This is a genomic window from Novosphingobium aquiterrae (assembly GCF_042434435.1).
Classification (GTDB): Bacteria; Pseudomonadota; Alphaproteobacteria; order Sphingomonadales; family Sphingomonadaceae; genus Novosphingobium; species Novosphingobium aquiterrae.
Genome location: NZ_JBHLTL010000006.1, coordinates 555,315 through 580,341 on the forward strand (window position 1 = coordinate 555,315; position 25,027 = coordinate 580,341).

Sequence of the window (25,027 nt, forward strand, 5' to 3'; positions counted from 1 at the left end):
GTCGCAACCTATCGCTTGATTGCGCGGCGTCACCATGTTTGTTGCACGGCAATGTTTGCGCAAACCCAATCCTCATGGCTGTCCCGGCTCGGCCAGTATCATCCCCGCCTGATCGCAGCGGCGATGGCGATGAACGACAACGACCTGCCCAAGGCCGAACCGCTGCTGCGCGCGCATCTGAAGGAGGATCCCTTCGATGTTGCCGCGATCCGCCTGTTCGCGGAACTGGCCGGACGGATCGGGCGCAACAAGGACGCCGAGACCCTGCTGCGCCGCGCGCTGGAGCTGTCGCCCGCCTTCACTGCGGCGCGGGCCAACCTGGCGCTGGTGCTCTACCGCCAGAATCGCCCGCTCGAAGCGATCGCCGAGCTTGACCAAGTGATCGCTGAAGAGCCTGACAATGCCGGGGTCGGCAATCTCAAGGCCGCCTCGCTCAGCCGGCTGGGCGATTTCGACGATGCGCTGGGGGTCTATGCCGAGGTGCTGAAGCGCGTGCCGAACCAGCCGCGGGTGTGGATGAGCTATGGTCACGTGCTCAAGACCGTCGGGCAGCTCGACGAAGGTATCGCCGCCTATCGCCGTGCGATCGAGATCATGCCGACCCTGGGTGAAGCCTGGTGGAGCCTGGCCAATCTGAAGACCTATCGCTTCAGCGATGCCGACATTGCGGCCATGGAAGCGGCGCTGACAGCACCCGACCTGCCCGACGATGACCGCTTCCACCTCGACTTTACGCTGGGTAAGGCGCTGGAAGACCGGGGTCAGGCCGATGCGTCCTTCGCCCATTATGCCGCGGGCAATGCCCTGCGCCGCACGCAGATCGACTACGAAGCCCAGGAGGTCAGCCGCCACGTCGATCGCTCGATCACGCTCTATACCCCGGACGTCTTCGAACGCCGCGCTGGACAGGGCTGCGATGCCCCGGACCCGATCTTCATCCTGGGCATGCCGCGCGCCGGATCGACCCTGGTCGAACAGATCCTTGCCAGCCACAGCCAGGTCGAGGGCACGATGGAGTTGCCCGACATGCCCGCCCTGGCCAAGCGCCAGCGGCCCTATCCGGAAGGCGTCGCCCAGCTGTCCGGCGGCGACTTGCGCGCGCTGGGTGAGGAATTCCTCCAGCGCACCCGCATCCACCGCAAGACCGGCCGGCCGTTCTATATCGACAAGCTGCCCAACAACTGGGTCCACGTCCCGCTGATCCACCTGATCCTGCCGAACGCACGGATCATCGATGCACGGCGCCATCCGCTCGGCTGCTGCTTTTCCAACTTCAAGCAGCACTTCGCGCGGGGTCAGACCTTCAGCTACGATCTGGAGGACATGGGACGCTATTATGCCGACTATGTCCGGCTGATGGCGCACGTCGACCGGGTCCTGCCCGGACGGGTCCACCGCGTGATCTATGAGCGGATGGTCGACGATACCGAGGCTGAAGTGCGCGCCTTGCTCGACTATTGCGGGTTGCCGTTCGAGGACGCCTGCCTCGCCTTTCACCAGACCGAACGCGCGGTGCGCACGCCGAGTTCGGAACAGGTACGCCAGCCGATTTACCGCGACGGGACCGAGGCGTGGAAGCCCTACGATCGGTGGCTGGATCCGCTGCGCGGCGCCTTGGGACCAGCGCTCGAACATTACCCGGATGCGCCGCCCGCGTGGTAATTGTGCAACGCAATACGTGCGATTGGTGACAGATTGATGCGCCCGGCTTGACGCTTGCCGCATCCCGACTCACTGTGTCCCGCAATGTCCGCAGCACATCGGGGAAGTCGCATGCGTTTCAATACTCGCCGGGCCATCATGTCCGCGCTGTTCACCACCACCGCCCTTGCCGCCGCGCCGGCCTTCGCGCAGGAAGCGCCAGCCGATGACACCACTGTCGATCCGTCCGAAATCGTGGTGACCGCGCAAAAGCGCTCGGAAAACCTGCAGAACGTACCGATCTCGATCCAGGCGCTGGGCACGCAAAAGCTTGACCAGCTCAACATCTCGGACTTCAAGGGCTACGCGGCGCAGCTGCCCTCGGTGTCGTTCCAGTCGAGCGGCGCGCCCGGTTCCAGCGTGATCTACATGCGCGGGATCGCCTCGGGCAGCGACGGCAACCATTCGGGCTCGCTGCCTTCGGTCGGCGTCTATCTCGACGAACAACCGGTGACCACGATCGGCGGCAACCTCGATGTCCATATCTACGACATCGCCCGGATCGAAAGCCTGTCGGGCCCGCAGGGCACGCTCTATGGCGCCTCGTCCGAAGCCGGAACGATCCGCATCATCACCAACAAGCCGTCGACCGCAGGCTTCGAAGGCCGCATCGATGGCGAAGTCAACACGATCGATCACGGCGGCTGGGGCGGCAAGCTGGAAGGCATGATCAACGCTCCGCTGTCGTCATCGGCAGCATTGCGCGTGGTCGGCTTCTATCAGAAGGACGCCGGGTTCATCGACAACGTCCCGGGCAGCCGCAGCTTCCTCGACGGCGCGGTGATCGACGCCGCACCACTGGGCAAGGGCAACGCGGCGCCGGCGCTTGCCGCTGCAGCGGCGGCAGGCGGGATCACCGTCGACAACGCCGCTTTCGTCAAGAACAACTACAACTACACCGACACCTGGGGCGGCCGCGCCGCGCTCAAGCTCGACCTCGACGACAACTGGACCGTGACCCCCACCGTCCTGTATCAGGAACAGCGCGCTTACGGCACCTTTGCCTTCGATCCCTCGGTCGGTGACTTGAAGATCCAGCGCTTCTTCCCCGAAGGTCGGCGCGACCGCTTCATTCAGGCGGCGCTGACGCTTGAAGGCAAGCTGGGCAACTGGGACGTTACCTATGCTGGGGCCTATCTCGACCACACCGACCGCACCGAGAGCGACTACACCGACTACGCCGAGTACTACGATTCGTACTATGCGAGTTCGGGCGGGATCGCCGGCTACCAGTATTTCGTCGATTCGCTGGGCAACACCATCGATCCGCGTCAGCACATCCTTGGCACCGACCATTTCAAGAAGATGAGCCACGAACTGCGCATTGCATCGCCATCGACCGATCGCTTCCGGTTGGTCGCCGGGATGTTCCTGCAGCACCAGTCGAACGACATCCTGCAGGACTACCAGGTCACCAACCTGGCACCAGCCATGTCCGTCAACGGATCGCCCGGCACGCTGTGGCTGACCAAGCAGCACCGCAACGATCGTGACTACGCGATGTTCGGCGAAGCCAGCTTCGATGTGACGGATACGTTCACCCTTACGGGCGGTCTGCGCGTCTTCATGTACGACAACGATCTGATCGGCTTCTTCGGGTTCGGGGCAAATCCGGCGAACAATTACCAGGCCTCGCCGACCAACGCGGTGGATACGCGCAAGTACGGCGTATCGCAGTGTTTCACCACCGCCGGCGACCGGCTCTACGACCGGGCGACCGATACTTTCAGTTCCTCGAGCACGCTGCTTCCGGGCGTCGTAGCGGGGACGCCTTGCACCAACCTCGGCGTGGCCACCAACGGGACCGTCATTCCCGTCAAGGCAGTCGGATCGGGGGTGACCTATCGCTTCAACGCGACCTGGAAGCCGGTTCAGGGGATGATGGTCTATGGCACCTTCAGCCGTGGGTTCCGTCCTGGCGGACAGAACCGCTTCGGTGATTTCGGCGCCTATCAGCCTGACTACCTGAAGAACTACGAAATCGGCTTCAAGACCTCGCCGGCGCGCGGGGTCCGGCTCAACGGGGCGGTTTATCGTCAGGACTGGGACAACTTCCAGTTCAGCTATCTGGGGCCGAACAGCTTTACCGTCATCATCAACGGCCCGAATGCGCGGATCTGGGGTGCGGAACTCGATGCGGGCTACAATGTCGAGAATTTCGCGCTCAACGTGAACGCGTCCTACACTGACGCTATCATGCAGAAGAACCTGTGCCGGGGCTTCGATCCGACCTTTGAATGCACCAACGATCTGCCCAACGGCGATCCCAATTCGATCAAGGCGCCAAAGGGCACCCGCCTTCCGATTACGCCGCAGTTCAAGATCGCCGGAACGATGCGCTATACGGTGCCGATGGGTGACGCCAAGGCCTATGGGCAGGTCAATGCGTCGTATCAGACCTGGGCGCGCTCTGCGCTGCGCGATGGGGACGCGGCATTGCTCGGTCGGCTTGACCCCTATGGCCTTGTCAATCTTGCGGTCGGTGCCGATTGGGACAAGTTCAACCTCGAACTGTTCGTCTCGAACGTGTTCGACGAACGCGGACAAGTGTCTAAGTTTGTCCAGTGCGGCAGCTGTTCGCGGATCTACACCGTACCGACCGTGCCCCGCATGTTCGGCCTGCGGGTCGGCGCCAAGTACTGAGATCAGTCTAACTGCCAAACGAGCGCCCCGGACCCTGCAAGGTCCGGGGCGTTTTGTCATGGGCCCGCGATGGCCTTAAGCGCATGCGCCAGCGCCGAATAGTGCGATGCACCTGGAACTGTGACCAGACGGCTTTCGCCTGGGAGGGAGGCCTTGAGCGCCGTCGCCATTGCCGGCGGAGTCCAGGTGTCGGCATCGCCTTGCCAGATCGTCGTTGGGCTACCGATCGCGGCAAGGCTTTCCCGCCAGTCGCTGACATAGCGCAACACTTCGGCAATGAAGCCATGCGCGTTGCGGCCAAGGCCGTTGCGCAGCACCCCGGCCATGGCGACGATGAAAGCCTTGTCCCGCACCAAGGCTGCATCGGCGCCAGCTGCGCCGGCCATCAGGCGGCGCATCAGCCAGGCTGGGGCGATGCGTGCGACCAGGCTTTCGGCGTGAACAAGGGCGCGGAACAGAGCCGGTCTCTGCGCGGCCAGGCGGAACAAGGCGCCGCCAGCCATGTGCGGCAGGAAATCGCCCAGCTGCAGAGGCCCTGCCGGCGAAACGAGGTGAATGTGCGCCGCGCGATCGCCAAGGCGCGCCGCAACCTGCAGCGCGATCGGCGCACCAAGAGAGAAACCGATCAGCGTCCAGCCATCGCCATGCAGCAAGCCGGCAAGCTGCTCGACGGTCTGCCCTTCATTCCGGTCGGGTACGACTGCACCCTCGCGCAGGGCAGGCGGGGCGAACTGGCTCCATTCGCCCGGGCCACCGGGCATGCCATGGAAATAGGCGATCCGCCCGGTCACCGCGACAGCTTGGCCACCAGAGCCCTGGCAGCGGCTGTCACATCGGCCCAGGTCTCAAGGAAACCCGCCGCGTCGCCGTACCACGGATCAGTCAGGTCCTGTCCCGCGCGGCCCGGAACCAGATCGAGGATAAGCCCGAGCTGTGCCGCGTGCCCCGCGGGCGCAATCCGCCGCAAGTTGCGCAGATTGGCATGGTCGGCGGCGAAGATATGGGTGAACCGGGTAAAATCGGCCGGGCGTACCTGACGCCCGCGATAGGCCGCGATATCGATGCCGTAAGCGGCAGCGGTGCGGATCGCACGCGGATCGGGCGGTTCGCCGACGTGATAGTCAGCCGTGCCCGCTGAGTCCGCTATGACAGTCAGTCCTGACAATGCCACTTCATGCCGAAATGCCGCTTCGGCCAGTGGCGAGCGGCAGATATTGCCCAGGCAGACGAACAGGACCGCCGGATCAGGCATCGCCGTCGCCAAAGCGTTCGAGACGAAACGCGGCGCTGAGATATTCGTCGGCTGCAGCCTTCAGCTGCGGCTCCTTGGCAAAAGCCTCAGCCGGCAGCGGTGCCATGTCGAGGGCGTGGAGCAGGGTCCACAGCGCGAAGCGGCGGCCGGGTTCGCGCTCGATCCCGAAAGCGATCTTCAGCTTTTCGGTCGCCCGGTCGAATTCCGCCTCGGTCAGATTCGCCGGGTCGTCGCTGCCGAAGAAGTGCACCAGCAGCGCTTCCAGATCCATGGCTCAGCCCAGCCAGTGCAGCGTCTGCGCCGCCCACAAAGCCAGGCCACCAGCAGCCGCTGCAACAAGATAGCTGGGCCAGCGCCGCTCGCCGCGGCGGCGATCCCAGATCAGCTCGACCGGGGGCAATGGCGGTGCATCCGGAGCACCGCCCCTTGGCGGATATCGTTCTTCCAACCGGCGGACCAGATCGGGCACGCGCAGGAGCGTTTCGGTGTCCTTGCGCAGCCGCTCGGCGATCGCGGCTTCCGGACCCAGTTCGTCGCGAATCCATTCGCGCACATAGGGCGCGGCGACATCCCACATGTTGATTTGCGGGTTGAGCTGGGTCGCCAGCCCTTCGACCATCACCATGGTCTTTTGAAGCAGCAGCAGGTGCGGCTGGGTCTGCATGTCGAATTCGCGGGTGATCGCGAACAGGCTGTCGAGCATCTGCCCGACCGACAGTTCGCTGACCGGGCGGCCGCGGGTCGGCTCGCCCACGGCGCGCAGCGCGGTGGCGAACTCGTCGACCGAATGATAGCTCGGCACATATTGCGCCTCGAAATGGATCTCGGCGACGCGGCGATAATTGCCGGTGGTCAGGCCATAGAGAATTTCCGCCAGCCACAACCGGGCCCGGCGGTCGATCCGTCCCATGATCCCGAAGTCGATCGCGGCGATGGTACCGTCCGGCTGCACGAACAGGTTGCCCTGGTGCATGTCGGCGTGAAAATAGCCCAGGCTGATCGCCTGCTTGAGGAAGGTCAGCACCAGGTGGTTGGCCAGGGCTGCCAGATCGTGACCGGCTGCGCGCAGCGCCTCGGTCTCGTTGATCTTGATGCCGTCGATCCAGTCGATGGTCATCACGCGGCCATTGGTCCGGTCCCAGTCGATCCCGGGCACGCGATAGCCCTCGGTCGATTTCATCAGATCGGCGAGTTCCGAGGCTGAAGCAGCCTCTCGCCGCAGATCGAGTTCGCGCAGCGTCCAGCGCTTGAAATTGGCAATGACCAGGCGCGGGCGCAGCCGTGTCGCCTCGCCGCCCAACGCCTCTAGATGGGCAGCCGCCCATTCGTAGGTCTGGATGTCGTCCGCGAACTTCTCGCGAATGCCAGGGCGCAGCACCTTGACCGCCACCGTCCTGCCCTCGGTCGTCACCGCGCGGTGGACCTGGGCGATCGAGGCTGCGCCGACCGGCACGTCCTCGATACTGGCGAACAGCGCCGACAGCGGCTTGGCAAAGCTGCGCTCGATTTCGTCCTTGATCGCCGCGAACGGCACGGGTGGAAGACTGTCCTGCAGCAGCAGAAGATTGGTTGCCGCTTCGTCGCCGACGATGTCGGGCCGCGTGGCCAGCGTCTGGCCCAGCTTGATCGCCGCCGGGCCGATGTCCTGGAATGCCCCGGCGTAGTCGGGGACGCGTGGCTGGAGCGTACCGAAGCGGGCGATCCGCACCATGCGCCGGACCGGGGTAGGGGTGTTGGGATCCTTCTCGATCCCGCGCAGTGCACCGTGCCGTGCAAGCGTGCGGCCCCAGCGCAGCAGGCGCAAGATATGCGTCGAAGGCCGCGTCACCTCAGACTTTCCACCCCGAATGGATGGCGACCAGGCCGCCCAGAATCGGTTCGACCCGGGTGCGGGCAAAGCCGGCATCGCGGATCATCCGTTCGAATTCGGGCATGGTCGGAAAGCGACGGATCGATTCGATCAGATAGCGGTACGAATCCGCATCGCCGGCGATTGCACTGCCGATCTTCGGCACCAGCTTGTGCGAATAGAGGTCATAGGCTTCCTTGAAACCCGGCCATTCGGTCGTCGAAAACTCCAGGCAGAAGAACCGCCCGCCATGCTTGAGCACGCGGTGCGCCTCGGCCAGGGCACGGTCGATGCGGGTGACGTTACGGATCCCGAAAGCGATGGTGTATGCATCGAAAAAGCGGTCGGGAAAGCTCAGTTCCTCGGCATTCTGGCGCGACCAGACAAGGCTGTCGAGCCCGCGCTCCATGGCCCGCTCGATCCCGACATCCAGCATATCCTGGTTGATGTCGGAAACCGTAACCTGCGCACCGGCCGCAGCCAGGCGGAAGGCGATGTCGCCGGTGCCGCCGGCCATGTCGAGGATCTGCTCGCTGTGCTGCGGCTTGACCCGACGCACGAACTTGTCCTTCCACAGACGGTGCATGCCGCCCGACATTGCATCGTTCATGATGTCGTACTTGCGCGCGACGCTGGAAAAGACTGCGCCGACCTTTTCGGTTTTCTCCTCGGGAGAAACCTCGTCGTAGCCAAAGGATACCGTATCGTTCATGCGCCGCGCATTAGCGGCAACCGCCGCTGCGTGCCAGCGAAGAGTCGGTGTACGGAAGGGCAATCCGCCCTCTGCCGGACCTGCCGGAAAATGGCGGATGCCCGTCCTGTTGCGGTCAGCCCGGCGCGAACATGTGCGGCGCCATGTGCATCAGGAAGTCGGCCTTGCCCAGCGGCACGCCCTGGCTGCGCAGGATCGCGTAAGTGGCGGTCGCATGGAACATGAAATTGGGCACGGCAAAGCCCGAAACGAACGTGGCGCCATCGCATTTCAGGCCGCCGCCGTTGGGGAAAGTCAGCACGATCTCGCGATTGGCACCGGCATCGAAAGCGGCCGGATCGATCGACTGCAGATAGGCGATGGTCCTGTCGCAGCGGTCCTTCAGTTCGGCAAAGGTCGCCTCGGTGTCGGGCATCGCCGGGGCTTCGCCGCCAGTCAGCCGCGCCGCGACCCCCTTGGCGCCATCGGTTGCGATCTGGATCTGATTGGGCAGGGGATGCATGTCGGGTGCCAGACGCGCGTCAAGCAGGGCGGTTTCGTCGCCATGTGCAGCGGCCTTGTCGAGCCAGGCTTTCATGTTGCCCAGCATGGCGATGAAGCCGGGAATGGCGGATTGATAAAGTGAAACGGCCATCGCGTGTTCTCCCAAGTGATTGCGTGCGTTGCCACTGTCTAGGCACACGGGATATTAGTTGCAATACGAAACTAATATCCCGTGGACAAGGTGCCGAGCCATGCCTAGTCCGAAATGGACATGCCAGAGCTTCCCGAAGTCGAAACCACCGTGCGCGGCCTGCAGCGCTATCTTGAGGGGCAGCGAATAGCGCGGATCGCGACCTACCGCGCCGATCTGCGGCGGCCCTTTCCCGAAGGTCTGGTTCAGGCCATGACCGGTGCGACCATTACCGCGCTGGGACGGCGGGCGAAGTACGGTCTGATCCACACCGACCGCGATCAGACCCTGGTGTTCCATCTTGGCATGTCGGGCCGTTGGCGGATCGAGCCGGATGCGCTGGGTCCGCACGATCATCTGGAAATCGAAACCGCTGCCGGGCATCGCCTGGCCCTGTGCGATCCGCGCCGTTTCGGATCGGTCGATCTGCTCGATACCTCTGCACTCGATCAGTGGCCGACCTTCGCTGCGCTGGGCCCGGAACCGCTGGGCGACGATTTGACCGCGGCCTATCTGAAGTCGGCCCTTGCCGGGCGCGTGGCGGCAATCAAGCTGATGCTGCTCGACCAGCGCGTGATTGCGGGCCTGGGCAATATCTATGTCTGCGAGGCGCTGTTCCGCGCGCGAATCGACCCGCGCAAGCCTGCCGGACAAGTCAGCGGGCCGGCATTGCAACGGCTCGTCCCGGAAATCCGCGCTGTCTTGGGCGAAGCGATCGCAGCAGGCGGCTCGAGCCTGCGCGACTATGCTCGGCCGGATGGCGAACTGGGCTATTTCTCCAAGCGGTTCGACGTCTATGACCGCGCGGGCCAGCCTTGCGTGCGGGACGGCGCGCCGATCCAGCGCGTGGTCCAGGGCGGGCGCAGCACCTGGTTCTGCGCAAGGTGCCAAAAATAACCGCAATACTTGACGATTCGCAGACCCGCAGTTAAGGGCCGCGCTTCCCGTGGGGCCGATTCCGTTCGGCGCCCCGTTTTTGCACGAGTTTTCTAAGGACGAACATGGCCAATACGCCGCAAGCCAAGAAGCGCATCCGCCGCAACGACCGTCGCGCCGAAATCAACGGCAACCGTCTCGGTCGCATCCGTACCTTCGTCAAGAAGGTCGAATCGGCGATTGCCGGTGGTGACAAGTCGGCAGCAGCCGACGCGCTCAAGGCGGCGCAGCCGGAATTGGCCCGCGGCGTGGCCCGCGGCGTGCTTCACAAGAACACGGCGTCGCGCAAGCTGTCGCGTCTGACCAAGCGAGTCGCCTCGCTCTGATTCGCGCCGATCAGGGCGATTCGTCCCTTGTCGGGACACCGCCTTAGGTACGAATACGGAACATCGAAGCTGAAAAGCCGGCCCGCAAATGGCCGGCTTTTTTCATGCTTACGTATGTGTCCTGTGCTGCAGTGCACTAAGCTGGTGGAATCCCACGATTCGCACTTGATCTCGATGGAAAATTCAAACTTAACAGTACGTTAGGACTTGGTGACGGGATTCCGCCGTGCAGCGGGTCGTCAAGGCGATTTATTTCATTTTTTTTACGGCGAACGCCTTGCTCTCGTCGCTGCCTCGTCCATAACGCGGGGACTGTCCGGCACGGTTTCCCGCGTAGGACATCACAACACATCGCGAAATGGTAGCGTCGACTTGGGCAGTTGGCGCAAGGCGTTCTGTGGGGCTTCGCCACGCAGATCATGGCCGTAGTGTAAATTGGGGGCGTCCGGGTGACTGGCACGGGATTGGGCGGACAGCGGGGCATTGCCGCTGCCGGAAACAGGAATGATGTAGAGCGCATGAAAGAAGAACAAGAAGCGCTCGACCTTGCCGCCGACTGGGCTGACATCAGCCAGGGCCTGCGCAAGGACCTGGGTCATCAGCTACATGGGCAGTGGATCAAGCCGATCCAGCTGGGCACGTTCTGCAAAGAAACCGGAACGCTGGACCTGTTCCTGCCGACCGAGTTCTCGGCCAACTGGGTGGCCGACCGCTTTGCCGACCGGCTGTCGCTGGCGTGGAAGATCGCGCGGCCCGACGTGCGCCACGTCCGCATCTCGGTCCAGCCGCATCGCCGCGCGCTGTCCGGGCTGCGCCTGGGCCGCGAAGACGGCGTGCGCCGCGCGGCCAATGACGGCGCACCGCCGTCGCAGCCGGGCGATGCGCTGGGTATGGGCGCGGCCGAGCTGGGCGGCATGGCCGCCGGCGGCATCGGCATGGCCTCGATCGGGCTCGATCCCTCGCTGACTTTCACCACCTTTGTCACTGGCAGCGCCAATGTGCTGGCCAGCAATGCGGCGCAGCGCATGGCTGCCACCGAAACGCCGCAGTTCGCGCCGCTTTATCTCAAGGCCGCGACCGGGCAGGGCAAGACGCACCTGCTCCATGCGATCGGCCACGCCTATCTGGTCGCCCATCCGCGGGCGCGGATCTTCTATTGCTCGGCCGAGCGGTTCATGGTCGAATTCGTCCAGGCGCTGCGCCAGAACCAGACGATCGAGTTCAAGGCGCGGCTGCGGGGGTTCGACCTACTGCTGGTCGACGACATCCAGTTCATCATCGGCAAGGCCAGCGCCCAGGAAGAGCTGCTCTATACGATCGACGCGCTGCTGGCTGAAGGCAAGCGGCTGGTCTTTGCCGCGGATCGCGCTCCGCAGGCGCTCGACGGAGTTGAGCAGCGGCTGCTGTCGCGCCTGTCGATGGGTCTGGTGGCGGACATCCAGCCGGCCGACATCGAGCTGCGCCGCGCGATCCTCGAGCACCGTCTGCAGCGCTTCAGCCCGACCCATGTCCCCGCCGACGTGGTCGAGTTCCTCGCCCGGACGATCAACCGCAACGTGCGCGAACTGGTCGGCGGGCTGAACAAGCTGATCGCCTATGCACAGCTGACCGGGCAGGCGGTGTCGCTGCAGCTGGCTGAAGAACAACTGACCGACATCCTTTCGGCCAATCGTCGCCGCATCACGATTGACGAGATTCAGCGTACCGTCTGCCAGTTCTACCGCGTCGACCGCACCGAAATGGCATCGAAGCGCCGCGCCCGCGCCGTGGTCCGCCCGCGCCAGGTGGCGATGTATCTGGCCAAGGTGCTGACCCCGCGCAGCTACCCGGAAATCGGCCGCAAGTTCGGCGGACGTGACCACTCCACCGTGATCCACGCGGTGCGCCTGATCGAAGACCTGCGTACCCGCGATGCCGACATGGACGGCGACGTGCGCAGCCTGCTGCGCCAGCTGGAAAGCTGATCTCTCCACCGCCTATCCACCCGTTTCACCCTGGCGGTGCACAGCCTTGTCAACAAGGCTGTGCACCGTTGCGCCTGTTCTGATAGCCTGTCCCGATGATCGACATGTCGCATCTCGCCGCGTTCCTGGTGGCGGCAACACTGCTGACCATCACCCCCGGCGTCGATACCGCGATGGTACTCCGCGCTGCGACGGTCGAGGGGCGACGCGCCGGTTTGCTGGCAGCATTGGGGATCAATCTGGGCTGCCTGATCTGGGGCGGTGCCGTGGCGCTGGGTCTGGGCACGGTGCTGCAAGCCTCGGCCCTGGCCTTTGCGATCATCAAGCTTGCTGGCGCGGCCTATCTGGTGTGGCTTGGCATTGGACTGTTGCTTCGCCCGCGCAGCGCTCTGGCCCAGCCTGACGCCGCGTTGCCCGGCCCGAGAGGCAGTGCCTTCCGCCGCGGACTACTGACCAACCTGCTCAATCCCAAGATCGGGGTGTTCTACATCAGCTTCCTGCCGCAATTCGTGCCCGCCGGCGCGCCGGTTGCGGCAACGACGTTTTTCCTGGCCGTGCTGCACGACGTGCTGGGCCTGGTGTGGTTCGCGATATTGATCGGCGCAACGGTTCCGCTCAACCGCTTGCTGCGTCAGCCGCGTACGCTGCGCTGGCTCGACCGCTTGACCGGCGCGGTATTCGTCGGCTTCGGCCTGCGGCTGGCCATGTCGTCGGCGCGCTAGGCGCCTAGGCGGACAGCCCCCCGTCGACCACCAGTTCGCTGCCGGTGGTAAAGGCCGCGCGGTCCGAAGCGAGAAACACCACCGCATCGGCGACATTCTGCGGCTCGCCCAGATGGCCCAGCGGATGCATGGCCGAGACCTGCGCCAAGACCTCGTTATTGCCGAGCTGCTGGGCCTGGGCGAAGTCGTCGACCAGATGGCGGCCCATGTCGGTGTCGATCACCCCCGGGTGGACCGAGTTGACCCGGATCCGCGCCGCCGCCAGTTCCTTGGCGCAGCCCTTGGTGAACAGCCGCACCGCGCCCTTGGTGCTGTTATAGCAGGTCGCCCCGGCAGCGCCTTCGATACCAGCAACCGAGGACAGGTTGACGATTGCCGAGCCGCCGCGCCACTGGTGCGCGCGTTCGGCGAGCAAGGGGACCGCGGCCCGGGTGCCCAGGAATACGCCTTCGACATTGACGGCATGGAGCCGTCGCCAGTCGTCCAATGTGGTTTCGGTGATCGGCTTGAACAGCCACAGCCCGGCATTGTTGACGAGCACGTCAAGCCCGCCAAGTTCGGCCCTGATCCAATCCATCGTCGCGGCCCAGTCGTCTTCGCTGGTGACGTCCTGCGCGTGGGCGATGCCGCCGATTTCAGCGGCGAGGCCCTCAGGCGCGGTCAAGTCGGTGACGGCCACCTTGGCGCCTGCAGCAGCCAGAGCACGCGCCGCCGCCGCACCCAGCCCGGTCGCCGCTCCGGTCACCAGCGCTATGCGTCCATCAAGATCGCCCATGCCTCAAGCCTCCGTGGTTTCGCCGGCGAACAGGTCGCGCAAGTCGCGGCGCAGGAATTTTCCGCTGGCATTGCGCGGCAGCGGATCGGTGAAGAAGCGGACGAAGCGCGGCACCTTGTGCCGGGCGAGGTGCGCCGCGCAATGCGCCTGCAAGGCAGCCTCATCCAGCGCAGCGTCGGACTTGAGCACCACAGCCACGGCGATCTCTTCGCCCATCCGGTCATCGGCCACGCCGAAAACGCAGCACTCCGCCACCGCCGCATGGCGATAGACGCTGGCCTCGACCTCGGTGCAGCTGACGTTCTCGCCGCCGCGGATGATGATGTCCTTCTTGCGGTCGACGAGATAGATGAACCCGTCTTCGTCGATCCGCGCGACATCGCCGGTGTGGAGCCAGCCATCGGTGATCGCTTCGGCCGTGGCCTCGGGACGGTTGATGTAACCGCGGATCACCGATGATCCGCGCACCCACAGCTCGCCCGCTTCGCCGGGCGCGACATCCTTGCCATCGTCACCGACCAGCCGGGTTTCGAAATTGGGCAGGGCGGGGCCCGCGCTGTCGGGGCGGTCGGTGAAGAAATCGCCGCCGACCGAGGTGATTACGCCGCAGGTTTCGGTCATGCCATAGCCGGTGGTGGGGCGGGCGGTGGGAACCCGCGCATCGATTTCCAGCACCTGGTCGGGCGGGACCTGCGCCCCGCCGCCGGACAGCGACAGCAGGCTGGTGGTATCGGTCTTGGCAAAGTCGGGGTGGTTGATCACCTCGCGCGCCATGATCGGCACGCCGCTCATCCCAGTGACCTTTTCGCGCTCGATCAGACGCAATGCTTCGCCCGCATCCCAGCGGTACATCAGCACCAGCGTGCCGCCCAGCGCGGTTGCGGCATAAGCGCCGCAGTTGTTGGCGGTGACATGGAACAGCGGCGTGGTCAGCAAGGTCACCGGTGGTGGCGGATCGGCGGGGGGCGCTTCGCCGGTCGCACGCTCCATCGCCATGGCATTTGATGCGCCGGCGTAAAGCAGGTTGACCAGATTGGCGACGCAGCCGCGGTGGGTCAGCTGCGCGCCCTTGGGAAAGCCGGTCGTGCCGCTGGTGTAAAAGATGCTGGCGTCCGAATCCGGATCGACCGTCACATCGGGCAGTGCGCCGGGATGGGCGATCACATCAGCCCACGGCGTCACGTCGGCAGGCATTTCGGCCAGGCGTACCCCGACCAGGGGGATGGTTCCGGCCAGATCCGGGCACTGGCGAAACCGGTCGAGCCGCTCCGCATCGCAGATCAGCACTTTTGGCGCCGAATCGCGCAGCGCGTAGTCCATTTCGTCGGGGGTCCACCAGGCGTTCATCCCTACCGCGGCAATGCCGACGCTGGCGCAGGCCCAATAGGCCAGCATCCATTCGGGATAGTTGCGCATCGCAATGGCGACGCGGTCGCCGGGGCGCAGGCCCTGATCGAACAGCCACGCCGCGATCGCCGTGGTCTGGCGATGCGCATCGGCATAGGTCATCCGCTCGTCCTGATAGACCTGATAGGTTCGCTCGGCGAAAGCGGCAGAGGCCAGCCAGAACTCGCGCACCGAAGGCGGCGCATTCTTGTAGGTGCGGATCCGGTTGCCCAGGATATCCGCCTCGATCACTTCGAATTGCCCACCCGGACCGGTCAGTTCTTCGCGCGCCTGGCGCAGCTCGGCATAGTGCATCGCTCATCCCGTTTTTCTTAATTGTCCGGTTAATGCCGGAGTCGGGGAGCAGGGGCAAGCGGCGAACGTCTCGCCTGCCCGGGGTTTTGTGCGTAAGGGGCCTTGAATGAGCTTGCCGCCCGACCGCCTTGACCGCTTTGCCCGCCACATTGTCCTGCCCGAAGTGGGCGGCGCGGGGCAGGTAGCGCTGGCACAGGCGCGAATCGTGCTGATCGGTTGCGGGGGGATCGGATCGCCGGCGCTACAATATCTCGCAGCAGCGGGAGTCGGTTCGATCACGCTGGTCGACAACGATGTGGTCGATGCCAGCAATCTGCATCGCCAGACGGTGTTCACCCCGGCGGATATCGGTCGGCCCAAGGCCGACGTTGCAGCCGACTGGATCCGGCGGTTCGACGGGGCCCTCAAGGTTCGCGCCTGCGTCGGGAGGATCGGGGGGCAAAGCGCGGCGGCGATCCTTGAAGGTGCCGATCTTGTGCTCGACGGCTGTGACAACTTCGCGACTCGCCTGGCCGTGTCGGACGCCTGCGTGGCGCTGGGCGTGCCACTGACCAGCGCAGCAATTGGCCGCTTCCAGGGGCAGGTCGCGAACTTCGCCGGGCACCTGCCCGGGGAGAGCTGCTATCGCTGCTTCGTGGGCGATGCCTTCGATGCCGAAGACTGCGATACCTGCGCCGCCGATGGCGTTCTGGGCGCGATGGCGGGGATGGTCGGCGCCTTTGCCGCAATGCAGGCGATTCGCGTCCTGCTGGCCGGCAAGGCCACGCTCGGTGATCCGCAATGGGGCCGGCTGCATCTGGTCGAGGGGCTGACTCCGGCAATGCGGACAATGCGGATCGCCAAGGATCCGGCGTGCAAGGGCTGTTCCGCCTAGAAGCTTGCCCCATCGATCAGCCGCCGCGGCAGGTCCTGCCACAGCGCGGGATCAAACATCCGCAGATTGATGGCCATCCTTGGGTAATCGGGATCGACCGGGGTCCAGTGCGTGATGCATCCGCAGGTCGGGCAGTGCCAGTTGTCGATCATGCAGTCGCCCTGGCGGTAAGGTTGGCCCGTTCCTTCGATCGTAACCATCGCAGGCGCGGTATGGTGCCACAGCCCGCCGACCCGGCGGCACAGCGAGCAGTTGCACTCGGCGCAATCGCCGGGCGTTACGCGCAGCACCAGCCGGATCGCGCCGCAGTGGCAGCTGCCGCGGTGTTCGCTCATTGCAGCAGCTCATCGACCCATTGCGGAACCACTTCGCTTGCAGGCCCCAGCCGGGTTTCGTGGAACCAGCTTGAGCCCTGGCTCCGTTCGAGGTTGAGTTCCAGCGTCCGCGCACCCAGTTCGCGGGCATCGCGGACGAAACCGGCCGCGGGATAGACCGCGCCCGATGTGCCGATCGAGACAAACAGGTCGGCTTGGCGCAAGGCGGCATAGATCCGCTCCATCTGGTAGGGCATCTCGCCGAACCAGACCACGTCCGGGCGCAGGCTGCGCGCCTGACACACCGGGCAGGGTGGCCGCGCAAGCAGCGGTTCGCGCCATACGGATCGCACATCGCAGCTGGTGCACCATGCCTTGAGATGCTCACCATGCATGTGCAGCACGCGGTGGGCGCCGGCGCGCTCGTGCAGATCATCGACGTTCTGGGTGACGATCAGCAATTCACCCGGCCATTCCGCGTCGAGCCGGGCAAGCGCGAAATGGGCCGGATTCGGCTCCTTTTCCTGAATGGCAGCGCGGCGCATGTCATAGAAGCGGTGGACCAGGTCGGGGTCGCGGACAAAGGCCTCGGGCGTGGCGACGTCCTCAACCCGGTGCTGCTCCCACAGGCCGCCACCATCGCGAAAGGTGTCGATCCCGCTTTCCGCCGACACCCCGGCGCCGGTCAGGATCACGATATTGCGGATTTCACTCATGTCGCCCATGAAGCACGACACCAATGGGGACGGCAATGGCAAGAATCGGGATCATCGGCAGCGCGGGACGAATGGGCCAGGCGTTGGTCGACGCCGTACTGGCAGCGGGCGAGACTCATGCCGGCGGGGCCGACAAGGGCGATGACCTGGCGGCGCTGGCAGCGGGCAGCGACGTGCTGGTCGATTTCTCCAGCCCGCACGCGCTCGAAGCCAGCCTTGACGCTGCCGTGGCAGCCGGGGTGCCGATCCTGATCGGGACCACCGGGCTGGAGGAACGGCATCACTTTCTGTGCGATCACGCCGCCGAGCACGTCGCGGTGCTGCAGACCGGCAATACCTCGCTGGGGGTGACTCTGCTGGCGCACCTGGTGCGCGAGGCGGCGCAGCGGCTGGGCGAGGACTGGGACATCGAAGTGATCGAGACGCATCACCGGATGAAGGTCGATGCCCCGTCGGGCACCGCACTGCTGCTGGGGCAGGCCGCGGCAGAGGGGCGCGGCGTGGATCTTGCTGGGCACAGCGAGCGCGGCCGCGACGGGATCACCGGGGCCCGCGCGCGCGGTGCGATCGGCTTTGCCAGCCTGCGCGGCGGCACCGTGGCGGGCGATCACACGGTACAGTTCCTGGGTAATGACGAACGCATCGCGCTGTCGCACCTGGCCGAGAATCGCCGGATCTTTGCACGTGGTGCCGTCCGCGCTGCGCAATGGCTGATCGGCAAGCCCGCGGGGCGCTATACCATGCCCGAGGTGCTGGGTCTTTGAACAAGGCCGATCAGTTCGAGTTCTTCCGCCGCCTGGCCGAAGACAATCCCGCCCCGGAAACCGAGTTGGCCTTTGGCAATACCTACCAGTTGCTCGTCGCGGTGGTGCTGTCGGCGCAGGCGACCGATGTCGGGGTCAACAAGGCAACCCGCGCGCTGTTCCGTGACGTGACGACCCCGCAGCAGATGGTGGCGCTGGGCGAGGAGGGGCTGAAGCAGCACATCAAGACCATCGGACTGTTCAACGGCAAGGCGAAGAACGTCATCGCCCTGTCGGAAATCCTGGTGCGCGATCACGGCGGCGAAGTGCCGGCCGATCGCGATGCGCTGACCGCGTTGCCGGGGGTGGGCCGCAAGACCGCCAACGTTGTGATGAACTGCGCCTTCGGGGCCGAGACCTTCGCGGTCGACACCCACATCTTCCGCGTTGGCAACCGCACAGGGCTTGCCAAGGGCAAGACCCCACTGGCGGTCGAGAAGCAGCTGGAGCAGGGCGTGCCGGCCCCATTTCGCGTCGGCGCACATCACTGGCTGATCCTCCACGGCCGCTACATCTGCAAGGCGCGGCGTCCCGAATGCTGGCGCTGCCCGGTGGCCGACCTGTGCGCGTTCAAACCGAAGTCGGAAGCGCGTTAAGACTATTGCCCCGGATCGAGGTGCAGCCCGCGCTTGCCGTGTTCGGGCGTGTCGTGGGGGGCCTCCGGCTCGCCATCGGCGGGTAGCGGCGGCTGCAGCATGCCTTCCCACTTGGTGATCACCGCGGTGGCGACCGAGTTGCCCAGTACGTTGGTCGCGGTGCGGCCCATGTCGAGGAACTGGTCGATCGCCAGAACCAGCGCGATCCCTTCCACTGGCAGGTCGAACATCGCCAGGGTCGCGGCGATCACCACCAGGCTGGCGCGCGGCACCGCGGCGATGCCCTTTGAACTGATCATCAGCGTCAGCAGGATCAGGATCTGGGTGCCGATTGGCAGGACATGGCCATAGGCCTGGGCGATGAAGATCGTCGCGAAGCTGGCGTACATCATCGACCCGTCGAGGTTGAAGCTGTAGCCCAGCGGCAGCATCAGCCCCGAAATACGACGCGGCACCCCGAAGCGGTCGAGCTGTTCGAACAGCTTGGGCATCGCCGCTTCGCTCGACGCGGTCGAAAAGGCGATCAGCACCGGCTGGCGAACATAGCGGATCAGCATCAGCACCCGGCTGCGCAGGAACACGAAGCCGATGCCGATCAGCAGCGCCCACAGGATCAGCAGGCTGAAATAGAACTCACCCAGCAGCTTGGCATAGGTGCCGAGGATGCCCAGCCCGTTCTTGGCCACCACCGCCGCCAGTGCGCCGAACACCGCGAAGGGGGCAAAGCGCATGACATAGCCGGTGATCTGCAGCATCAGCTCGGCCAGCGCCTCGGCCCCGCGGACCAGCGGCTTGCCCTTTTCGCCGATCGCGGTCAGCGCGATCCCGGCGAACAGCGCGAAGACCAGGATTTGCAGGACGTTGTTGTCGGCCATCGCCTGGATGATGTTCTTGGGGAAGACGTGTTCGATGAATTCGAACATGTCGAGCTTCTTGACCTCGCCGATCGACTGGCTGGTCGCAGTCAGGTCGACCCCGACCCCGGGCTGGAACAGGTTGACCATCAGCAGGCCCAGGCTGATCGAGATGAAGCTGGCAATGATGAACCAGACGATTGCGCGGAAGCCGATCCGCCCGACCGCCGAACTGTCGTTCATGTGGGCCAGACCCGAAACGATCGTGGCCAGTACCAGCGGGGCGACCACCAGTTTGATCAGGTTGAGGAAGATGGTCGAAAGGACCTGGAAGCTGCGCACCCAGTGCTCGGTGGTCATCACGCCAGCCAGCAGGTTCTGGTTGACCAGGTAACCGACGACGATGCCCAGGACCATGCCGATCAGGATGCAGCGGGTCAGGTAGGTGCTGAGCACATGGATGAACCAGCCGAATGGCGATCTGCGCTCTGTCATGACCCTTCAAATCCCTCAGGTTATTTTGTTGCCGGCGATGGTAACAGCCGGTGCGTGTATTGCAATCAGCCCGCCAGCGCGGCCAGCGCCACGCGCGAATAGATCCGCGCCAGGGCGTCGAGATCGGCCACCGCCACCGCCTCGTCACGCTTGTGCATGGTCGCGTTGCACAGGCCGAATTCGATCACCGGGCACAGGTCTTTCAGGAACCGCGCATCGCTGGTTCCGCCGGTGGTGCTGGCTTCGGGGCGCAGCCCGATCTCGGCCTCGACCGCGTCGGCGATCAGCTGGCTGAATGCGCCGGGCGGGGTCAGGAACGCCTCACCATAGACCACCGGGCGGGCCTTGCCGCCGTGCTTTTCGGCAATCGCGCTGACCCGCTCGCCCAGGCCCTTGCCGGTGTGGAGGTCGTTGAAGCGGATCGACAACCGCGCCTGCGCCCGTGCCGGAATGACGTTGGTCGCCGGATTGCCGACCGACAGGTCGGTAATCTCAAGGTTCGAGGCCTGGAACCAGTCGGTGCCATCATCCAGCGGCATGGCCTTCAGTTCGGCCAGCATGTGGACCAGTTTGGTGATCGGATTGTCGGCCAGGTGGGGATAGGCGACGTGGCCTTCCTTGCCCTCCACCTCCAGCCAGATGTTGGTCGATCCGCGCCGCCCGATTTTCATCGTATCGCCCAGCCAGTTGACGCTGGTCGGCTCGCCCACCAGGCACAGATCGGGAATGGCGCCGACGGCGCGCATATGCTCGATCAGTGCGACGGTGCCGTACTTCGCCGGGCCTTCCTCGTCCCCGGTGATGACGAAGCTGATCGTCCCAGCCTCCTGCGGCACCGCGGCGGCGGCGGCGACCATCGCCGCGATCGCGCCCTTCATGTCAACCGCGCCGCGCCCGTAAAGCAGATTGCCGCGCACTTCCGGCGCAAACGGCGCGCTGGCCCAGTCGTCGCCCGGGGGGACCACGTCGACGTGACCGGCGAACGCGAAGTGGCGGCTGCCCTCCGGTCCGTGGCGGATCGCGAACAGGTTCTCGACCGGCCCGTCAGGCGCTTCGCCGGTGATGAAGCGGTGCACGGCAAAGCCCAGCGGCGTCAGCTGCGCTTCGAGGCAGTCGAACACCAGCCCGGCTGCGGGCGTGACGCTGGGGCAGGCAATCAGCGCTTCGGCCAATTCGAGTACGGGAGGCGGGGTGTTGCTCATGCGTGTCCTTCGCATATGGTGTCGCGGCCAGCCGCACAAGCCGGAGCCTGACCATGCCCAAGCTCGATATCGCAGCCATCCCGCAAAGCAATGCCACCGGCTATCCCGCGCCGTTCGACCAGGCGGTGGAAGGCCGGTGGTGGCGCCGTCTGGCGCCGGCCGGCGGGCTGACCGCGCTGGGGGCCAGCCATGTCGTGCTGAAGCCGGGCGGCTGGTCGAGCCAGCGCCACTGGCACCGCGGGCAGGACGAATTGCTGGTCATGCTGACCGGCGAAGCCGTGCTGGTCGAGGACGAGGGGCGCACGGTGCTGCGTCCCGGCGATGTCTGCGCCTGGGCCGAAGGGGTGGCGAACGGCCATCACCTGATCAACGAAAGCGGCGCGGATTGCAGCTTCGTGGCAATCAGCGCGGGACCGGACCTGGGGGGCGAATATTCGGATATCGACATGACGTTCACCGACGAAGGCTATTACCACAAGGACGGCTCACGCTATCCGGCCGAGCGGATGAAGTAACCGGACCTAGCGCGCCGGCTCGGCCTCGAACTGCTCGATGGTCCAGTCCTCGGCCTCGGCCGCGGCGACCCAGGCCTGCAGCCATTCGTGTTCCCACACCGCTTCCATATAGGCCAGGGCAAAGCCGGGGACGGCGATGCCATAGCTGATGAAGCGGCTGACGACGGGCGCGTAGATGATGTCGGCGGCGTTGAAGGTGCCGAACAGGAACGGCCCGCCCTGACCGAAGCGGGCGCGGGCTTCGGCCCACAGCGTCAGGATGCGGACGATGTCGGCCTTGGCCGCCTCGCTGATCGTCGCGCCCTCGATCCGGCGGCGGACGTTGAGCGGGCATTCGCTGCGCAGCGCCTGGTAGGAACTGTGCATTTCCGCGACCATCGATCGGGCCATGGCGCGGGCATCGTCGGCCTTGGGCCAGAACCGGTCGCGCCCGACCTTGTCGGCCAGGTATTCCATGATCGCGACGCTGTCCCAGACGACCGCGTCGCCGTCCCACAGCACCGGGACCTTGCCGGATGACGGCGCGATCTCGTCGTGTTCCTTTTTGCGCATGTCCCAGTCGTCGCCATAGAGCGGGACCATGATCTCCTCGAACGGCAGCCCCGATTGCTTGGCGGCCAGCCAGCCGCGCAGCGACCAGCTTGAATAGTTCTTGTTGCCGAGGATCAGTTTCATGGCCTTGGTGCGTAACCGTTCAGGTTCAGCCTGTCGAGGCTGAACCGCTTCACATAAATGGCAGTGTCCTGCGCGCAAAAAGGGAACCCCGCCGCGCGCCGGGCACAGCGGCTGCGGCAAGGTGCAAATGCCATCGCGGAGATGGGCATCGGGTACGGTCTGGAAGGGACGGATCGGGCCGCGGCGCATCCCCAGTCTATGCGGGAAAGGCGCTTGTGTAGGAAAGGCGAACCTGCGCGCGCAGTGAGCGCCGGTCCGATCATGCTGTCGTCAGCGCGTCACACAATGAACGAATTGGCGTAACCGATCTGCCTTCGAAAGTTCATCGAACTGCCGCCAAACTGGCATCGCGCCGTAACACGCCCCGCCTACCTGCCCACCTGTCACATCACCAACGGGGGGCACCATGCGCCGACTTTCAATCCTTCTGCTTTCAACCGCTGCCTTGCTGCCGCAAGCGGCCCTGGCCAGCGCCGCGCCGGCCAGCACTGCCGATACCGTCGCCGCCGACGAAGCGCCTCCGGTCGAAGAGACGGGTGAGGAAATCGTCGTGTTCGGACGCGGCCAGTCGCGTCAAGTCCAGGAAGTCCGCGCTGTCGATATCGCCCTGCTGGCGCCGGGTTCCAGCCCGCTGCGCGCGATCGAAAAGCTGCCCAGCGTCAACATCCAGTCGGCCGACCCGTTCGGTGCCTACGAATGGTCGACCCGCGTGACGATCCGCGGCTTCAACCAGAACCAGCTGGGCTTCAACCTTGACGGCATTCCGCTGGGCGACATGACCTATGGCAACCACAACGGCCTGCACATCAGCCGCGCCGCATCGGGCGACAACATCGGCCGTACCGTGGTGTCGCAGGGATCGGGTTCGATCACCACGCAGTCGACCAACAACCTGGGCGGCACGCTGGAATTCTTCACCGTCGATCCCGCCGACGTGTTGGGGGTGACCGCATCGGCCACCTATGGCGATTCGAACACGGCGCGCGGCTTTGTCCGCGTCGCGGTGGGCAGCGCGGACGGCCCGCGCGCTTTCGTCTCGGGCCAGTACGGTACCGCCGACAAGTGGAAGGGCGAAGGCAAGCAGCGCCAGTGGATGATCAGCGCCAAGGGCGTGCTGCCGCTGGGCGCGGCGATGCTCGATGCCTACATCACCCATTCCGACCGGGCCGAGCAGGACTACCAGGATCTCTCGCTCGAGATGATCAACCGTCTTGGCTATGACTGGGACAACTTCGGCCCATCGAACTATGCCCTGGCGATCCAGGTGGCCGATATCGGGGCCAATCGCGGCGACAGCGGCACCACGCCGCTCAACCCCGCCGCCGGGACGGTCTATCCCGCGCCGATCGCCTCGCTCGACGATGCATATTATGACGCTTCGGGCCTGCGCCGCGATACGCTGGGGGCGCTGGGGCTGTCCGTGCCGCTGGGCGACACCGCGACCTTCAAGGTCAAGGGCTATTACCACAAGAACGAAGGCCAGGGCACCTGGGGCACCCCCTATGTCAACAGCCCGACCGGCGTGCCGATGGCGGTGCGCACCACCGAATACGCGATCGACCGCTATGGCGTGTTCGGCAATGTCGAGGCCGATCTGGCGTTCAACCACCTCAACGTCGGGGCGTGGTTCGAAAACAACGACTTTAACCAGGCGCGGCGCTTCTATGCCTATACCAGCCGGACCGTGGCCGGGCAGGACCACCTGAAGTTCATGCGCAATCCGTTCTTCACCCAGTGGGACATCGACTTCAACACCAAGACCATCCAATACTTCGTCCAGGACGAGATCAAGCTGGGCCAGGCCAAGCTCAGCCTGGGATGGAAGGGCTTCAAGGTCGACAACCACGCCGCGCCGGTGATCGCGGGCGGACGCACCGCTGGCGATCTCAGCACCGAAGACTGGTTCCAGCCGCATGTCGGGGTGAACTACGATTTCGGCAGCGGGATCGAGGCTTTCGCCGGCTTCAGTTCGGTGACCCGCGCCTTCGTCTCGTCGACCACTTCGGGACCGTTCTCTTCGACCCAGGCCGGGTTCGACGCGATCAAGCCGCTGCTCAAGCCTGAAGCGTCGGACACCTATGAGGCCGGGCTGCGCTTCGGCTCGGGCGGGTTCCACGGGGTGCTGGCGGGCTACTACGTCAACTTCCGCAACCGCCTGCTGACCATTCCCACTTCGGTCGGGATCGTCGGTGCGGCCAATGCCTTGCAGAACGTCGGCTCGGTCCGCGCCCAGGGGATCGAGGCCAGCGGCGAATACCGCATGGGTCCGTGGACGCTCTACGGATCGTACAGCTACAACGACAACACCTACCGCGACGACGTGGTGATCCGGACCACCGATTCGGAAGGCGGTCCGATTGTCACCACGATCCCGACCGCCGGCAAGAGCGTGGTCGATTCGCCCAAGCACCTGGCCCATGGCGAAGTCAGCTATGACGACGGCCAGCGCTTCTTCCGGGTCGCGGCAAACTACATGTCGAAGCGCTTCTTCACCTATACCAACGACAAGTGGGTCGATGCCCGCACCCTGATCGACGTCGCGGCGGGTTACCGCTTTGGCGAGGGTGACAAACACCCGTTCGAGGTGCAGTTCAACATCACCAATCTGTTCGATCTCAACTACGTCTCGACGATCGGCTCGAACGGCTTCGGCAACAGCGGCGACAACCAGACGCTGCTTGCCGGGTCGCCGCGCCAGTTCTTCGTGACGCTCAAGACAGGGTTCTGAC

Annotated in this window: 24 protein-coding genes; 11 read left to right on the top strand and 13 right to left on the bottom strand. The window is 65.1% G+C overall.

Features of this window, described 5'->3' with window-relative positions; translation table 11 throughout:
- Window positions 1-51 precede the first annotated feature (51 nt).
- Together ACFFF7_RS12485 and ACFFF7_RS12490 are read left to right on the top strand one after the other, a co-directional pair.
- Window positions 52-1,662, top strand: coding sequence for a tetratricopeptide repeat-containing sulfotransferase family protein (locus ACFFF7_RS12485; RefSeq protein WP_379481680.1), 1,611 nt, complete (start codon window positions 52-54; stop codon window positions 1,660-1,662).
- Window positions 1,663-1,773: 111 nt separating this feature from the next.
- Entirely contained in the window at window positions 1,774-4,344 is a 2,571-nt protein-coding gene (locus tag ACFFF7_RS12490) for a TonB-dependent receptor (RefSeq protein ID WP_379481681.1), read from the top strand.
- Between the two features lie 56 nt (window positions 4,345-4,400).
- Here the strand turns inward: ACFFF7_RS12490 and ACFFF7_RS12495 are convergent, their stop codons facing one another.
- The 6 genes from ACFFF7_RS12495 to ACFFF7_RS12520 all read right to left on the bottom strand — a co-directional run bounded on the left by ACFFF7_RS12495 (window position 4,401) and on the right by ACFFF7_RS12520 (window position 8,791).
- Window positions 4,401-5,135 carry an alpha/beta fold hydrolase gene (locus ACFFF7_RS12495; protein ID WP_379481682.1) on the bottom strand — a complete coding sequence of 245 codons (735 nt, stop codon included), beginning with the start codon at window positions 5,133-5,135 and terminating at the stop codon, window positions 4,401-4,403.
- Window positions 5,132-5,596 carry a low molecular weight protein-tyrosine-phosphatase gene (locus ACFFF7_RS12500; RefSeq protein ID WP_379481683.1) on the bottom strand — a complete coding sequence of 155 codons (465 nt, stop codon included), beginning with the start codon at window positions 5,594-5,596 and terminating at the stop codon, window positions 5,132-5,134. Before ACFFF7_RS12500 ends, ACFFF7_RS12495 begins: the two co-directional genes overlap by 4 nt.
- Complete coding sequence (locus tag ACFFF7_RS12505; protein WP_379481684.1) at window positions 5,589-5,867, bottom strand: hypothetical protein; 279 nt, start codon at window positions 5,865-5,867, stop codon at window positions 5,589-5,591. The genes ACFFF7_RS12500 and ACFFF7_RS12505 overlap by 8 nt, the downstream gene beginning before the upstream one ends.
- A gap of 3 nt (window positions 5,868-5,870) precedes the next feature.
- On the bottom strand, window positions 5,871-7,424 hold the full coding sequence (gene ubiB / locus ACFFF7_RS12510; RefSeq protein WP_379481685.1) for a 2-polyprenylphenol 6-hydroxylase: 1,554 nt from the start codon (window positions 7,422-7,424) through the stop codon (window positions 5,871-5,873).
- 1 nt (window position 7,425) lies between these two features.
- On the bottom strand, window positions 7,426-8,157 hold the full coding sequence (locus ACFFF7_RS12515) for a class I SAM-dependent methyltransferase (protein ID WP_379481686.1): 732 nt from the start codon (window positions 8,155-8,157) through the stop codon (window positions 7,426-7,428).
- A 115-nt stretch (window positions 8,158-8,272) separates the two neighbouring features.
- Window positions 8,273-8,791, bottom strand: coding sequence for a DUF1993 domain-containing protein (locus tag ACFFF7_RS12520; RefSeq protein ID WP_379481687.1), 519 nt, complete (start codon window positions 8,789-8,791; stop codon window positions 8,273-8,275).
- 120 nt (window positions 8,792-8,911) lie between these two features.
- On the opposite strand from ACFFF7_RS12520, the gene mutM reads away from it, so the two are divergent.
- The 4 genes from mutM (at window position 8,912) to ACFFF7_RS12540 (ending at window position 12,778) form a co-directional block, all read left to right on the top strand.
- Window positions 8,912-9,727 carry a bifunctional DNA-formamidopyrimidine glycosylase/DNA-(apurinic or apyrimidinic site) lyase gene (gene mutM, locus ACFFF7_RS12525; RefSeq protein ID WP_379481688.1) on the top strand — a complete coding sequence of 272 codons (816 nt, stop codon included), beginning with the start codon at window positions 8,912-8,914 and terminating at the stop codon, window positions 9,725-9,727.
- Between the two features lie 104 nt (window positions 9,728-9,831).
- On the top strand, window positions 9,832-10,092 hold the full coding sequence (gene rpsT, locus ACFFF7_RS12530) for a 30S ribosomal protein S20 (protein ID WP_379481689.1): 261 nt from the start codon (window positions 9,832-9,834) through the stop codon (window positions 10,090-10,092).
- Between the two features lie 518 nt (window positions 10,093-10,610).
- Window positions 10,611-12,056 carry a chromosomal replication initiator protein DnaA gene (gene dnaA, locus ACFFF7_RS12535; RefSeq protein ID WP_379481690.1) on the top strand — a complete coding sequence of 482 codons (1,446 nt, stop codon included), beginning with the start codon at window positions 10,611-10,613 and terminating at the stop codon, window positions 12,054-12,056.
- Window positions 12,057-12,151: 95 nt separating this feature from the next.
- Complete coding sequence (locus ACFFF7_RS12540) at window positions 12,152-12,778, top strand: LysE family translocator (protein ID WP_379481691.1); 627 nt, start codon at window positions 12,152-12,154, stop codon at window positions 12,776-12,778.
- A 4-nt stretch (window positions 12,779-12,782) separates the two neighbouring features.
- Here ACFFF7_RS12540 and ACFFF7_RS12545 read toward each other — a convergent pair whose 3' ends face one another.
- Both ACFFF7_RS12545 and ACFFF7_RS12550 read right to left on the bottom strand, forming a co-directional pair.
- Window positions 12,783-13,553, bottom strand: a complete 771-nt coding sequence (locus tag ACFFF7_RS12545; protein ID WP_379481692.1) for an SDR family NAD(P)-dependent oxidoreductase — start codon at window positions 13,551-13,553, stop codon at window positions 12,783-12,785.
- Window positions 13,554-13,556: 3 nt separating this feature from the next.
- The gene (locus tag ACFFF7_RS12550) at window positions 13,557-15,254 is read right to left on the bottom strand and encodes a class I adenylate-forming enzyme family protein (protein WP_379481693.1); all 1,698 of its coding nucleotides are present in this window, start codon (window positions 15,252-15,254) and stop codon (window positions 13,557-13,559) included.
- Between the two features lie 106 nt (window positions 15,255-15,360).
- Between ACFFF7_RS12550 and ACFFF7_RS12555 the strand changes: the two genes are divergently transcribed.
- Window positions 15,361-16,128, top strand: a complete 768-nt coding sequence (locus tag ACFFF7_RS12555) for a HesA/MoeB/ThiF family protein (protein WP_379481694.1) — start codon at window positions 15,361-15,363, stop codon at window positions 16,126-16,128.
- On the opposite strand, the gene ACFFF7_RS12560 is transcribed toward ACFFF7_RS12555, so the two are convergent.
- Both ACFFF7_RS12560 and ACFFF7_RS12565 read right to left on the bottom strand, forming a co-directional pair.
- Entirely contained in the window at window positions 16,125-16,463 is a 339-nt protein-coding gene (locus ACFFF7_RS12560) for a GFA family protein (RefSeq protein ID WP_379481695.1), read from the bottom strand. The genes ACFFF7_RS12555 and ACFFF7_RS12560 overlap by 4 nt on opposite strands.
- Window positions 16,460-17,158, bottom strand: coding sequence for an NAD-dependent deacylase (locus ACFFF7_RS12565; RefSeq protein WP_379481696.1), 699 nt, complete (start codon window positions 17,156-17,158; stop codon window positions 16,460-16,462). Before ACFFF7_RS12565 ends, ACFFF7_RS12560 begins: the two co-directional genes overlap by 4 nt.
- Before the next feature lie 35 nt (window positions 17,159-17,193).
- Here ACFFF7_RS12565 and dapB point away from each other — a divergent pair, with 35 nt between their 5' ends.
- Together dapB and nth are read left to right on the top strand one after the other, a co-directional pair.
- The gene (dapB, locus tag ACFFF7_RS12570) at window positions 17,194-17,922 is read left to right on the top strand and encodes a 4-hydroxy-tetrahydrodipicolinate reductase (protein WP_379481697.1); all 729 of its coding nucleotides are present in this window, start codon (window positions 17,194-17,196) and stop codon (window positions 17,920-17,922) included.
- Window positions 17,919-18,557, top strand: a complete 639-nt coding sequence (gene nth, locus ACFFF7_RS12575; RefSeq protein ID WP_379481698.1) for an endonuclease III — start codon at window positions 17,919-17,921, stop codon at window positions 18,555-18,557. Before dapB ends, nth begins: the two co-directional genes overlap by 4 nt.
- A gap of 2 nt (window positions 18,558-18,559) precedes the next feature.
- On the opposite strand, the gene ACFFF7_RS12580 is transcribed toward nth, so the two are convergent.
- On the bottom strand, window positions 18,560-19,906 hold the full coding sequence (locus ACFFF7_RS12580; protein WP_379481699.1) for a dicarboxylate/amino acid:cation symporter: 1,347 nt from the start codon (window positions 19,904-19,906) through the stop codon (window positions 18,560-18,562).
- Between the two features lie 65 nt (window positions 19,907-19,971).
- On the bottom strand, window positions 19,972-21,108 hold the full coding sequence (dapE, locus tag ACFFF7_RS12585) for a succinyl-diaminopimelate desuccinylase (RefSeq protein WP_379481700.1): 1,137 nt from the start codon (window positions 21,106-21,108) through the stop codon (window positions 19,972-19,974).
- 53 nt (window positions 21,109-21,161) lie between these two features.
- Here dapE and ACFFF7_RS12590 point away from each other — a divergent pair, with 53 nt between their 5' ends.
- Window positions 21,162-21,623 carry a cupin domain-containing protein gene (locus tag ACFFF7_RS12590; protein ID WP_379481701.1) on the top strand — a complete coding sequence of 154 codons (462 nt, stop codon included), beginning with the start codon at window positions 21,162-21,164 and terminating at the stop codon, window positions 21,621-21,623.
- Between the two features lie 6 nt (window positions 21,624-21,629).
- Here the strand turns inward: ACFFF7_RS12590 and ACFFF7_RS12595 are convergent, their stop codons facing one another.
- Window positions 21,630-22,298 (bottom strand): glutathione S-transferase family protein, encoded by a 669-nt coding sequence (locus ACFFF7_RS12595; protein ID WP_379481702.1) that lies wholly within the window; start codon window positions 22,296-22,298, stop codon window positions 21,630-21,632.
- A gap of 406 nt (window positions 22,299-22,704) precedes the next feature.
- On the opposite strand from ACFFF7_RS12595, the gene ACFFF7_RS12600 reads away from it, so the two are divergent.
- Window positions 22,705-25,026, top strand: a complete 2,322-nt coding sequence (locus ACFFF7_RS12600) for a TonB-dependent receptor (protein WP_379481703.1) — start codon at window positions 22,705-22,707, stop codon at window positions 25,024-25,026.
- The last annotated feature ends 1 nt before the right edge of the window (window position 25,027 follow it).